12 protein-coding genes are annotated in these 12,402 nt (G+C 64.8%); 3 read left to right on the forward strand and 9 right to left on the reverse strand.

From position 1 onward, the window contains the following. Positions 1 to 353, reverse strand: a 353-nt coding sequence (locus tag ACE3S9_RS06900) for an MSMEG_0572/Sll0783 family nitrogen starvation response protein (RefSeq protein WP_374545705.1), incomplete at its 3' end; no start/stop codon positions are given. Positions 354 to 738: 385 nt separating this feature from the next. Here ACE3S9_RS06900 and ACE3S9_RS06905 point away from each other — a divergent pair. Beyond that, entirely contained in the window at positions 739 to 2,133 is a 1,395-nt protein-coding gene (locus ACE3S9_RS06905) for a PLP-dependent aminotransferase family protein (RefSeq protein ID WP_374545706.1), read from the forward strand. 24 nt (positions 2,134 to 2,157) lie between these two features. On the opposite strand, the gene ACE3S9_RS06910 is transcribed toward ACE3S9_RS06905, so the two are convergent. Both ACE3S9_RS06910 and ACE3S9_RS06915 read right to left on the reverse strand, forming a co-directional pair. Then, on the reverse strand, positions 2,158 to 3,729 hold the full coding sequence (locus ACE3S9_RS06910; RefSeq protein WP_374545716.1) for a DHA2 family efflux MFS transporter permease subunit: 1,572 nt from the start codon (positions 3,727 to 3,729) through the stop codon (positions 2,158 to 2,160). A gap of 5 nt (positions 3,730 to 3,734) precedes the next feature. Next, entirely contained in the window at positions 3,735 to 4,916 is a 1,182-nt protein-coding gene (locus ACE3S9_RS06915) for an HlyD family secretion protein (RefSeq protein WP_374545707.1), read from the reverse strand. A gap of 93 nt (positions 4,917 to 5,009) precedes the next feature. On the opposite strand from ACE3S9_RS06915, the gene ACE3S9_RS06920 reads away from it, so the two are divergent. After that, positions 5,010 to 5,681 carry a TetR/AcrR family transcriptional regulator gene (locus tag ACE3S9_RS06920; protein WP_374545708.1) on the forward strand — a complete coding sequence of 224 codons (672 nt, stop codon included), beginning with the start codon at positions 5,010 to 5,012 and terminating at the stop codon, positions 5,679 to 5,681. A 10-nt stretch (positions 5,682 to 5,691) separates the two neighbouring features. On the opposite strand, the gene ACE3S9_RS06925 is transcribed toward ACE3S9_RS06920, so the two are convergent. The 6 genes from ACE3S9_RS06925 to ACE3S9_RS06950 all read right to left on the reverse strand — a co-directional run bounded on the left by ACE3S9_RS06925 (position 5,692) and on the right by ACE3S9_RS06950 (position 11,322). After that, positions 5,692 to 6,795, reverse strand: coding sequence for an FUSC family protein (locus tag ACE3S9_RS06925; RefSeq protein ID WP_374545709.1), 1,104 nt, complete (start codon positions 6,793 to 6,795; stop codon positions 5,692 to 5,694). 10 nt (positions 6,796 to 6,805) lie between these two features. Continuing rightward, entirely contained in the window at positions 6,806 to 7,822 is a 1,017-nt protein-coding gene (locus ACE3S9_RS06930; RefSeq protein WP_374545710.1) for an HlyD family secretion protein, read from the reverse strand. Positions 7,823 to 7,835: 13 nt separating this feature from the next. After that, entirely contained in the window at positions 7,836 to 8,501 is a 666-nt protein-coding gene (locus ACE3S9_RS06935; protein WP_374545711.1) for a GntR family transcriptional regulator, read from the reverse strand. 128 nt (positions 8,502 to 8,629) lie between these two features. Continuing rightward, on the reverse strand, positions 8,630 to 10,432 hold the full coding sequence (locus ACE3S9_RS06940) for a CocE/NonD family hydrolase (RefSeq protein WP_374545712.1): 1,803 nt from the start codon (positions 10,430 to 10,432) through the stop codon (positions 8,630 to 8,632). A gap of 121 nt (positions 10,433 to 10,553) precedes the next feature. Then, positions 10,554 to 10,916, reverse strand: coding sequence for an MliC family protein (locus ACE3S9_RS06945; protein ID WP_374545713.1), 363 nt, complete (start codon positions 10,914 to 10,916; stop codon positions 10,554 to 10,556). A gap of 130 nt (positions 10,917 to 11,046) precedes the next feature. Continuing rightward, positions 11,047 to 11,322 carry a hypothetical protein gene (locus ACE3S9_RS06950; protein ID WP_374545714.1) on the reverse strand — a complete coding sequence of 92 codons (276 nt, stop codon included), beginning with the start codon at positions 11,320 to 11,322 and terminating at the stop codon, positions 11,047 to 11,049. 523 nt (positions 11,323 to 11,845) lie between these two features. On the opposite strand from ACE3S9_RS06950, the gene ACE3S9_RS06955 reads away from it, so the two are divergent. Next, positions 11,846 to 12,214: a hypothetical protein gene (locus tag ACE3S9_RS06955; RefSeq protein ID WP_374545715.1), complete on the forward strand. Its 369-nt coding sequence runs from the start codon at positions 11,846 to 11,848 to the stop codon at positions 12,212 to 12,214. The last annotated feature ends 188 nt before the right edge of the window (positions 12,215 to 12,402 follow it).

The following is a 12,402-nucleotide window of genomic DNA, read 5'->3' on the forward strand; positions in this document are numbered from 1 at the left end:
TGAAGGGCGAAGCGGCAGGCATAGACCTTGCCGCCATCGGCGATGATCTTTTCGATGCGGTTGTTGAAATTGAGATGGCCGGGGAAAGCCTCGTCGCCGAGTTTCGGGAACCCGCGCTGCACGCCGAGGGTGACGCCCGGGCCGTAGAGCAGGACCGATGTTTCGAAGCCCTTCTGGATTAGGCGCGACGTCTGAAGAAGGTTGACCAGGCCGATCGAGCCTTCGAAAGCGACGGTGTGGAAGGTGACCAGCGCTTTTTCGCCGGGCTTGGCTTTGACGTCTTCGAACACTTTGGTTTCGTAATCGACGAGGAAATCGCCCTTCTGGTTGGCGGGCTTGGTGACGACAGGCATTGAGGCTTCTCCTGAGAATTCGATCGCGAACCGATCGCCTCTCATTTTGCAATCAATGTGCCATATCATGCACCATCAATGAATCCAGATTAGACAGTCAAAATACAGTCAATATTCCATTCAATTTTCAAGGGCGGCGCCTAGAAATTGGCGCCCAAGCGAACGGCGAATTGCTCATTCTGTTGGCGCGAAAAAGGCTGTGCAGGGCCGCTTCCACCGGCAGCCCCGAGACAAATCGACCTCGCCCGCGCGCGTCATTTCGCCGCTCTGCCGTCACCCTTCTTGTCAAACCCGCTCAAAACGCGCATAAGAATCGTGATGCAACAATGTCCATACAATTTTTCCCCGCGCCGGAGCGGCGCGGCCATGCGGCGGAGCCTTCGCGATGAAAGACTGGGCCCCTAATCTGGCGACGTCGGGCAAGCCGCTTTATCTGGCGATCGCGGACGCTCTGGATGAGGATATTCGCCTCGGGCGGCTGGCCATCGGCGACCGGCTGCCGCCGCAACGCCGGCTCGCCGAGCGGCTGGCGATCGATTTCACCACGGTCGCGCGGGGCTATGCCGAAGCGCGAAAGCGCGGGCTGGTTTCCTCAACCGTCGGAATGGGCACCTTCATCTGCGCCCGCCATCCGGCCGAACCGGCCCCCCGTGCGGACGACAGGCCGGGCCGGCCCGATATTTTCGATCCGTCGATGAACCTGCCGCCGGAACCGACCGATCCAGAGCTGATTGAACGGATGCGCGCCGGTCTCGCGGCAGTCGGGCAGGATCTCGTGTCCCTGCTGCGCTACCAGCGTTTCGGCGGCGACCAGATCGACAAGGACGCCGCATCCGCCTGGCTCGGCCGCCGCGCTTTGGTGCCGACGCAGGACCGACTGTTCATCACGCCCGGCGCCCATGCGGCGATGATGGGCATATTTTCCGTGCTTGCGACCCGCGGCGACACGATCCTCTGCGAAGCGATCACTTATCCGGGCGCGCGGGCGATTTCAGCCCAGCTCGGCCTCAATCTGCTCGGCTTGCCGATGGATGAACATGGCGTCGATCCGGCGGCGCTCGACGAAGCCTGCCGCCTGCGCAAGCCCAAAGCGCTCTATCTCAACCCGACCTTGCACAATCCGACCACATTGACTGTGCCGGAAGCGCGGCGCGCGGAGCTCGTCGCCGTCTGCCGCAGGCATAATCTGCCGATTGTCGAGGACGACGCCTACGGCTTCCTGCTGCAGAAGGGGCCACATCCTTTCGCAGCGCTTGCGCCCGATCTGACCTGGCATATCGCCGGGCTGGCCAAATGTATCGGCGCGGGCCTCCGCGCGGCCTTTGTCGTGACGCCGAGCGCGAAAGCGGCCTGGCCCTTCGCCGCCGCCATGCGCGCCGCCAATGTCATGGCCTCGCCCTTGACGGTCGCTCTGGCGACGCGCTGGATCGAGGACGGCACCGCCGATTCCATCCTCCGCAACATCCGCGCCGAAACGCGGGCGCGGCAGGCGCTGGCGGCGGAAATCCTGCCGCCGGGAGCGTTCAAGGCCGATCCCCTGAGTTTCTGCCTGTGGCTCACCTTGTCGGAAGGCTGGACCCGCTCGGCCTTCGCCGAACATATGCGGCAGACGGGGCTCGGCGTCGTCTCCAGCGACGCCTTCACCGCCAGCGGCGTTCCGCCGGAAGCGGCGCGCGTTTGCCTCGGCGGCCCGATATCGCGCGAAAAACTGGCCAATGCGCTGGGCTTCATGGCGCACGCGCTGAACGAAGCGCCTAGCCTGGCGACGTCTTTTGTCTAACGGGGGCGATCCCGTCCCGTCAGATTAATGCGCTTCGACCGGACCGGCCGAGGCTTGCGGCTTTTTCAGAAGGGCGATCGCGCCGAGGCTGACGGCCAGACCGACCGCGACGATCCAGAACCCGTCCGCATAGGCCATGACATAAGCCTCCCGACGGACCTGCGAGGCCAAGGTGGCGATAGCCTGCATTTTGGCAAGGCCCGCATCGGCGACATGCGCCTGGAACCCCGCCGCGAGCGCGGCGACGCGCTGTTGCGTATGCAAGGCGTTTTGCGTCAGCGATTCCGACAGCATTTCGAAATGGAACTGCTCGCGCCGGTCGATGATAGTCGCCAGCGTCGCAATGCCGATCGAGCCGCCGAGATTGCGCATCATATTGGTCAAAGCCGAGGCGTCCGCCGTATTGCGTGGCGACAGCCCGGCCGTCGAAATCAGCGACAACGGAATGGTGAAGAGAGGCTGGCCGATGGCCCGCAGCAATTGCGGCAGGATCAGCTGGTCGACGCCGACGTCATGGGTCAGCCCGACATTGATCCAGCAGCTCGCAATGAACAGCACGGTTCCGATCACGACCAGCAGGCGCGGATCGACGCGCTTGAGCAGGAAGGGCATGGCCGGAAACAGCAGAAGCTGCGGCAGCCCGCTCCACATCACCACATAGCCGATCTGCTGCGAATTATAGCCGAGGATCTGCGCGCAATAGAGCGGGATGATATAGATCGAGCCGAACGAGACCGCGCCCAGCACCATCATCAGGAAACTGGAGCCGCCGACGGCGGGAATGGCGAGCAGGCGCAGATTGATGAGCGGCCTCACCGCCATCAACTGCCTGACGATAAAGCCGACAATGGCGGCGAACGACAAAGCCGAGGCCCAGACGATCAGGCTCGAATCGAACCATCCCTTGCGCTGGCCTTCTTCCAGCACGAAGGTCAGCGACGGCAGGCCGAGGATCATCAGGCCGATGCCGAACCAGTCGCCGTCGCGCAATTCGCCCCAGCGCGGAACCGTCTTTTCCAGCCCGATATATTGCATGGCCGCCGCGACCGGCCCAACCAGCAGATTGATGTAGAACAGATAGCGCCAGGAGAAATTGTCGCTCAGCCAGCCGCCGATGGTCGGGCCGATGGCGGGCGCGAAAGTCGCCGTGAAACCGAACAAAGCAATGCCGATGGCCTGCTGCGATTTGGGCAGCCGCCCGCGCACGATGGTGATCGCGGTGGGGATCAGCACGCCGCCGGTAAAACCCTGGCCGGCGCGGAACAGGATCATCTCGTGCAGCGAGCTGGACAAGGCGCAGGCGACCGAGAAGCCGACGAACAGCATGGTGTTGGTGACGAGATAGCGGCGCAGGCCGATCAGCGAGCCGAGCCAGCCGGTCAGCGGAATCACGATGATCTCCGCCATCAGATAGGCGGTCGAGATCCAGCTTCCTTCCTCGGCCGAGGCGCCGAGCGCGCCCTGGATGCTGGAGAGCGAGGAATTGGTGATCTGGATGTCGAGAATCGCCGTGAAGGCGCCGAGGATGGCGCCATAGACGGCGATCCAGTCGCGCAGGGAGGCGCGCGCGCTTTCCGGCGGCGCTATCGTGTCCACCGTGCTCAACGCAATGCCGCCTCTTTCACTTGATCCGCCTCGGGCTTGGTGTTCACGGTCGCATCGGCCGACAGGCCCGGACGCAACGCGTCGATCAGCGGATCGGAGGCGTCGAGCGCGATGCGGACGGGAATGCGCTGCACGATCTTGGTGAAATTGCCGGTGGCGTTTTCCGGCGGCAGCAGCGCGAATTGCGCGCCCGTTCCCGGCGCGAAGCTCTCGACCCGGCCCTTGAATTCATGGCCGCCAAAAGCGTCCAGCGTGAAGGCGACCTGCTGGCCGACTTTCATCGCCGCGGTCTGGGTCTCCTTGAAATTGGCGACCAGATAGATGTCCGCGCCCATCGGGACGATGGTGAGCAGATTGGTCCCCGGCGTCACGAATTGCCCCGTGCGCAGCGAGCGATCGCCGACCACGCCATCGATGGGCGCGACGATCTTGGTGTAATCGAGATTCAATTTGGCCTGATCGACCCGCGCCCGCGCGGCGTCGAGCGTCGCCCGCGCACCCGCCTGCTGCGCCTTGAGGCTGTCGATCTGCTTCTGCGCCGCCTCGAGCGTGGCCTGCGCCTTGTCGCGCGCCGCCTGACGCTGGCGGAGGTCGGCCTGCGCCTGCTGCTGCCGCTGCACCGAGCCCGCGCCGGTTTGCAGCAGGTTCTGGTAGCGCTTGAATTCCTCCTGCGAGAAGGTCAGCGCCGCCACGGCATTGTCCAGATCTGCGCGCACGGATTCGACCTGCGCCTGCTGCTGGCCCAGAGCCGCGCCGACGCCGGCGAGATCGGCTTCGGCCTTTTCGGAATCGGCCTGGGCCGAAGCCAGCGCCACGCGATATTCGCGGTCGTCGATCAAGGCCAGCGTGTCGCCGCGATGGACCGTCTGGTTGTCGCCAACGAAGGCCTGGGCGACATAGCCCGCGATGCGCGGCGCGACCGCCACCTTGTCGGCGTTGAGATAGGCGTTGTCCGTGGAGATCTGATATTGGCCGACGGTCCACCACCGCCAGCCGAAAAAGCCCCCGGCGCCGAGCGCGACGACGAGCAGTCCAGCCAGCAGGCGGCGCTTGCTCGGCCTCTTGCGGGCGCCCTCGGGCGCCGAAGGCTTGTCGCCTTGCTGCGGAGCCTTATCATGCGCGCCAGCCCCCGGAAGCAGAGCGGCATCCTCGAATTGTTCGCTGCGACGAGCGTCCATGATATGATGAGCCTTGAATGAAACGAAACGGTTCAGTTAAATTAATACAGCCGGATCGATTTCGCAAGGCGTTTGCGTTTTGGAGTTTGAGATTTGAATAGCGAGAATGCCCATCGCGACGCCGCTGTCAGGCGCGGCGGCCGTCCCACAAGGGAGGAGGCCGCCCGTCGCGACATTCGCCTGCTCGACGTCGCGACCCGGCTGTTCATGGAAAACGGCTTCGACGCCACCAGCATGGACGCGGTCGCCGAAGCCGCCGGCGTGGGCAAGCCGACGCTCTACAACCGCTACAGGGACAAGAAGGATCTGTTCGAGGCGGTCGTGACCGCGCGGATCAACGAATGGCTGGCGCCTTTGGCCGAAATCGCCGAAAGCCAGGGGAGCGGTGTCGAATCGGGCGAACTAGCGGAGATCCTGGACCGGCTCAGCCGCGCCATGCTGCGCCATGCCTTCAGGCCCGGGGCCGCAGCGCTGCAGCGCGTCATCACCGCCCAGAAGGCGCAATTCCCGGAACTCGCCCAATTCGCCTATAAACAGGGCATGCTGCGGGGCGTCGAGGCCATCGCCAGCATTTTGCGCGCCTTCGCCGCGCGCGACCATCTCGATATCCCGGACGAAAGGCTCGCGGCGGAATTTTTCCTGAATCTCATCCTCGGGCCGTGGTCCCGCGCGGCGCTTTATGGCGTCGAATTCGACCCCGACGGACTGGAGCGGCGCCGGCTCGCCGCCATCCGCCTTTTCCTGCGCGGCATTGGCGCGGCATAAGCGGACATCTTCAGGTTTCCGCTTCAGCCTGGCCGGCTGCGCCGCTGCGGCCAAGAGCGGCCGCAAGGACGCGCCCGACCAAAGGCGCAATCAAAGCCTGAGCCGCAACCACCACGACCATGCCGCCGATAATGCCGACCAGCCGGTTGATGGCCGGCAGGATGTCCGGGGACGGCGCCAATCCCTCCACCATGGACAGGATGACCGCGACGCCCGCCTGGTGTCCGCTATAGGCGGCGTCGCCGCCGCCGTGCTTGACATGGCTGGCGACATAAAGCCCCGCGAACAGCAGGACGAGCCAGAGCAGGATGTTGTCGTCCACGAAATGCATGCAGAACAGGCCGTAGAGCCCGCCCATGACGCAGCCGGCGAGACGATTGAGCGCCGTCAGGACAGGCTCGCGCCGCATCGCCACCAGAATCACGAAAGCGGTGATCGGCGTCTGGCCGAGGCCCGGAAGCTGAAGCGCCTCCCAGATGACGGGGATGCTGGCCGTGGCGAGCCCGCCGGTGATGGCGATCGTCAGCAGGCCCTCATCGAGCGGCGGGGCGAAAATCCCCGGCCTGTCCGGAAAAGGAGCGCTTTCGCTCGGCGGCGACACCACAAGTTCGACGAGAAAGGCGACGCCCACCCCCACCATGATCTCAAGCGAGCGGTAGACCGCCAATCGGAGCGCCGCATCCGGCGCCTCCAACGCGCCGAACATGACCAGAATGACCGTGACCGAGCCGAGCAGCACGGCATAGCCATGGGCGCTGCGCTCCATGCCATAGACGCCGAAGGCGACCGCGCTCGCGACGATCAACTGAAAGATGAGATGATCCGCGACGAAATGCGCGCCGAAATAGCCCACGGCCGCGCCGGCGATGGTGCCGAGACAGCGGTCGACGCTGCGACCCAGCGTGCTGGACATGTCCGGCTGGACGATGGCGACGGCAGTGATCGCAGCCCAATAGGGATTGTCGAGATGAAGCGCCATCGCCACGATCATGGCGAGGACGCTGGAAAGCGCCGTGCGGAAGGCGAGGCTCGCCGTGGGACCGGAAAAGGAGAGCGCGCCGAATTCTTGCTTCAGCGCCTGAGCCATGCGGGAGGAATAGTCGCCCTGGCTCATCCGCCGCGCCTCAGGGAAACAGCACGACCCGCGCGTCCGCGCCCATGAAGAGGGGAGCGTCCGGCAGGGGATCGAAGGTCAACGTCACCTGCATCCGGCGCGCGAGGCGGATCCAGTCGGTGGTCGGCGCGACATAGGGCAGCAGGCGGCCGGCCTCCTGCTCGCGGGAAATGCCGCGTCCGACGCTGGACACGCGGGCGGGAAACAACTTCCAGGGATGACTATCGAGCCAGATCCAGGCGCGCATGCCGGGTTTCAGGCGCGAAGCGACATATTCCTTGAAATTGGCGACCACGCGCCATTGCGTGTCGTCGACGAGGCCGATCACGGGAACGCCGACGCTGGCATAGGCGCCCGGACGCAAGGCGAGATTGGTGACGAAGCCGGGAACCGGCGCGACGAGCCGGGTCCGGGAGAGATTATATTGCGCCAGCGCGAGTTCCGCTTTGGCGACATCGACCTGCGCCAGCGCCGCGGCGACCGCGCCGGCGTTGACGCGCAGCTTGGCCTCCACGCCCGCCGCCGTGTCGAGCGCTTTCTGCCGTTCGTTCGCCGAACGGTCCATGGAGGCCTGCGCGATGGCCTGATCGTTCACGAGAGCGGCGTAACGATCGTAATCGCGCTGCGCCAGAGTCACGGCGGCCCGCGCCGCATCGAGATCGGCGTTGAGCACGCGCGCCTCGTCCTGTTTCACTTTCGCCGCGGCGACCGCTTCGTCGACGCGCCGCTGAATCAGCGCCACGGCGAGATCGAACGGGTGCGGATCGATGGCGGCGAGCGGCGCGCCGACGGCGACCTTCTGGTCGTTCGCGACCTCGACACGCTCGATCACGCCCGCCACTTGCGGCGCGACTTCGACGAAATCCGACCGCACATAGGCGTCATCCGTATAGGCGACGAACGAGCCGGGCGCGAAATAGAGCAAGGCGAGCGCCGTGACCGCGCCGGCTATGATCCAGCGGCGCCGACTGGGCCTGGCCTTCGGCGGCGGATCGTCCCGATCCTCGGGCTCGGCGCTGGACGTCACGGCGCGAAAACCGTCAGGCCCGCAGCGGGATCGGCGCCCGCGCGCTTTTCTGGATCGCCTCGGCGAAAATCGGCTCCCAGGTGCGGATATGGTGTTTCAGCAGCGCCCTCGTCTGTTCGACCTCGCCCGCGCGCGCCAGTTCGACGAGGCGGTAATGTTCGGCGACCGAGGCCGTCTGCCTTTCGCGCCCCGCGCGCGAACTGATGCCGTAAAGCCGCATCTTGTCGCGCAGGCCCAGCGCCATTTCCGTCATCAGCGCATTGCCGGCGGCGGCGATATAGGCGTGATGGAACCGCCTGTCCGCTTCGAGATAAGCGGGCACATCGTCGTCCTCGACCGCGACTCCGACTTCGTCGGCGTAACGCTCGATCCCGTCGAGGCCCTTGCCGCGATTGAGCGCGACGATCTCGGCGGCGCGCGCCTCGATCAATTCGCGCATGTCGAACAGATTGCGCAATTCCTCCAGGGTCGGCTCGACCACCTTGAAGCCCCGGTTGCGCATCGGCTCGATCAGGCCATTGCGGGCGAGTTCGAGCAGCGCCTCGCGCACCGGCGTCGTGGACACGCCGAGATCGGCCGCCAGAGTCGGCGCCGAATACATCTTGCCGGGCGCGCTATGGCCGGAGATGATTTCCGAGCGCACATGCTGAACGATCTGTTCGCGCAGATTTTTTTCCATCGTTCTTCCCTGGCGGCGGCTTTCGCCCTTATCCTGACTTTGGCGGGAACGAGCGTCGCGACGCCGCAAATGTGTCGGCAGGCCACGATAATGCGTTACGATAATGTTCTACATTTGTTTTGGCAAGCTCATCGGCTCACCGTCCCGGCGCTTGAAGGGGCGATTCTGACCTCCAGAAAGGTGTCCGGCCCGTAATGCAGCGTGTTCCTCGAAAAATAGGGCGGAACCTGCATGTCGAATTGCGCATGGCCATGGCTGACGTCGCTACGCAGCAGATCGACGCGGCTGGCGATGTCGAGCCGCAGACGCTCGCCCGGCTTCAGGACCACAGGCTGCGGCGTCAGGCTGAAGCGCAGCGGAACGGGAACGCCCGGCGTCAGCGGCTGGGGCCGATCGATATCAATCGCGATTTCGGTGGCGGTGGAGCGCGCGGCGTCGATCCTGCGGCAGGCGGGGCGGATCGAGCCCATCGACAGGATCTCGTAGCTCCCGTCGCGCGCGACGCGGCCGGTGCGGGCGACGACATGGGAATCGATCTCGTTCGCGCTGAAGGAGAGGCTCAGCGTCAGAGGGCCGGTCAGCTCGGTCTCCGTCTCGACGGGCCATTCGAAACTGAGAAGCGGATTGGCGACTTCGTCAAATCCCGGCGTGACGATGCCGCCGAAAGGGACCGCCGCCCAGTGGTTGGCGCCGGCCTCGCCCGGCGCGCGGTCCAGCCGGTGGGTCGAGGCGTCGGCGCCATTCGAGGCGGGGAAGAGCCGCATCGGCTCGCTGTCCGGGAGCGGCCAGTCGGCGGCGGCGCGAAAAACCTCGGCGCCGGCCGTCCAATAGCGCAGGCGCGGCTGCGCGGCATAGCCATTGTCGGCGCCATAGGCGAGATGATCGAAGAAGGCGAGCGCCTCCAACTGCCAATGATAGGCCGGCAGTTCGAACGCCGCCGGACCGACGATCAGCCATTTGCGATCCGCCGGCGTGCCGGCGTTTTCGAACAGATCATAGGCCCCGAACTGGTGCAGGTTCAGATAGCCCGCATTCTGCACCACGACGAAAGGCGCCTCGATCGCCTCCAGCGCGCCGGACGGGCCGCTGGGGAAAGGAAAGGTCGCGCGGGTCTTGCCGTCCAGCATCAAACCCGCGAACAATTCGCGCGTCTGGCGCGCCGGCTTCAACCGCTCGAAGCCCTTCATGATCCGCGCCATGCGCTTGCGCAAGAACGGCTGCCACAGGCGCTTCAGCGGCGAGTTCGTGATGTGGCTGACCACGGCGCGCGCCAGCGGCGGCACATGCAGCTTGAACTGGAACGGGTTGAAATTGGCGCCCATCCACAAGGCGAAGAAATCCGGCTGCGGCGCGCCGCCGAACATGGCGATGTGGCGGAAATAATCCGTGCAGGTCTCGATGGCGAAAAAGCCTTTGAGCGCGGGCGGGCGCAGCCGCGCGACCTGAATCTGGGTCAGGCCGTAATAGGACGTGCCGAACAGCACGACCTGTCCGTCGCACCAGTCCTGTTCGGACGCCCATTGAATGACTTTCGCGTGGTCCGCGACATCCGTGTCATTGAGGAAGACCGCGTCCTCGCCGCCTGAACGCCCCATGCCGCGCCGCGTCACGATGACATGGGCATAGCCGCGATCCGTGAAGACGGGCGGGCTGCCGGCTTCATTATTGCCGGTCGGAACGCCGGCGGCGTGCAGTTCCTTGGAATAGGCGGCGAAGGCGATCACCGCCGGATAACGCCCCGGCGCCTTGGGCAAATAGACATCGGCCGCCAAAGCGATGGAAGGCGCGACCTCGATCATTTCATCCGCCTGCACACGGCAACCGAGGCCCGAATGCGCGGCCGGGCCAGGCGTCCAGCCGGCGAGCTGGGGGCCGGACAGGCCGCCTTTCAGGGGAATCAGATTATCCCAAAAGCCCGACTCGCTTTTCATGGCTTTCATCTGTCTTCCCTTCCGGATTCCGACCGAAGTTTTTACAGGCGCCGCGAAAAGCGAAAGCCAAGACCTTCCGCCGGAGGTTTCGGCCTGTCGCTCTCCAGATCGCTTGGCGGCGTCATTTCGTCGAACAGGTTTCGACGTCGCCGTGGCGAGTCAATGTCGCGTTCTGGCCCTTGATCCAGAATTCGACGCCCTTGTCGGCATAGCGGCCCCCGTCGGCGGACATCACTTGCGGCAAGGTGAGCGTCTCGCCGGTTTCGAACGTCAGTACGACGTTCCCTAACGCCCCACCGGGCGGGGAGAATCGGGCGGTCAGTTTCGCGCCGCCGCTGCATGTGTAGCGCGCTTCGATCGCATGAGCCGGGCCGACACAGGCCAGGATCGCGACGGCGCCGGCAAGGCAGGCGCGTTTCGAGAAGGCGTCGCCGAACGACAGGCCCGAGGCGGGGCTGCGGCGGGGCAAGAATATCCGGGTCATGCAATCATTCCTGAGGGTGGATCGCGCGCACGGCCCGACGCCTTCCGGCATCCGGCCGCGCAACGTTATGTTGGAACAGGCGCAGCGCCGCAGGTTCTCATTTTAATGTGAACCGACGTCATTCCGTCTTTCAATCGCCGAAATGCTCGGCGGCGAAAGCGATGCCGGCTTGCACCTCGCCGATCGCCTGTTCGATGAGGCCGACAGCGATCGCCTTGTGACCGCCCTTGTCCGGCGTGGCCTGGCGCAGCGAACGCAGGGCACCCTGAAGCTGCCCGAGCGCCCGCTCCATATTGCCCTGATATGCCGATGCATCGCCGGCCGAGGCCGCGAGCAGAGCCGCGCCGCCGGCGCCGGCCGCAGCCAGGCGGAAGAAATTGCGACGCGAGGCGCCATCTGTCGTCATCGTTCGATTCCTTTCGTTTGTGCGCGAGGTCATGGCGCGTCGGAGAAGAATGCAATCAAGAGCCCGACACGGCAACGGGCGGCGCATTCCATTCCGGTTCGCGCGGCGTCAGCGATGCCGGCGCCGCGTTGCCGGAAATGGTGATAATTTGGGGATTTGCGTCATCCCATCCCGGGCGATGACGGACGCGCTTCGGCCGCAGGCGGCGTGGTTGCACCGCAATCACACTTTATCGACCGCCTTGATGGGAGATGGGCGCCGGCACATTGGAGCGTCGCTATGGAGAACGACGCCATGGCCTTAAGCGGCCGGCGTTCGATCCGGGCGCTCGGATGATCGTGTTGGAGAGCGTCATGCGAAGGCGCGGCAGGATCGTCCAAGGGTCGAAAACCAAGATGTCGCGCTCGGCGACGGTGAAACAACGGCAATTCCGCGCCGAGCGCCTTGCCATCACCCCGACTCTGGTTTGATTATCACCCGGCCACCTTGCTCTGTGGCCAATTCCGGTTGATTGGAGCTGTCCGTGAAAAAGATTTCCACTCTCGGCGCGGCATGTCTCATGTCTTTCGCCTTGCATCATGACGCCCACGCGCAGGCGACCCTGAACGGGCTCGCGGTCACGAATTCGACAATTGCCGGGCCGGGATCGTTCAACGTTCCCTCGAACAACGGCAACAATAAATACCCGTTATGGAGCAGCCAAAAGCCAATGAGCGCCTGCGTGACCATTTACGCCAGCACAAGCGCCAATCTTGTCATGGTGATAGGCGGCGGAAACGCCAACAGATCGGCCGCGCTGAACGCCAATGAGACGCACGGACTTTGTTTCGACCTCGCCACGGAGCTATATCTTACCGGGACGGGAAGCGGCTATTGGCGTGTCGACAGATAAAGCCAGCAGAGCCGGAAACGCCCGGCGCGTCCGCGGCGGGTGTTTCTCCAACGGGAGCAAAGCGCCGCGCTCAGCGACGCCCCATCTCGGTCCTCGGCCCAGCGTCGTCTTCCTCTTTGCGCCAATCCTGAAATGATTTCGCTTCGAAGGCGCCGCCATTCGGGCCGACGATATTTCTGACGATATGT

The sequence above is a fragment of the Rhodoblastus sp. genome (assembly GCF_041915505.1).
In the GTDB taxonomy this organism is placed as follows: domain Bacteria; phylum Pseudomonadota; class Alphaproteobacteria; order Rhizobiales; family Beijerinckiaceae; genus Rhodoblastus.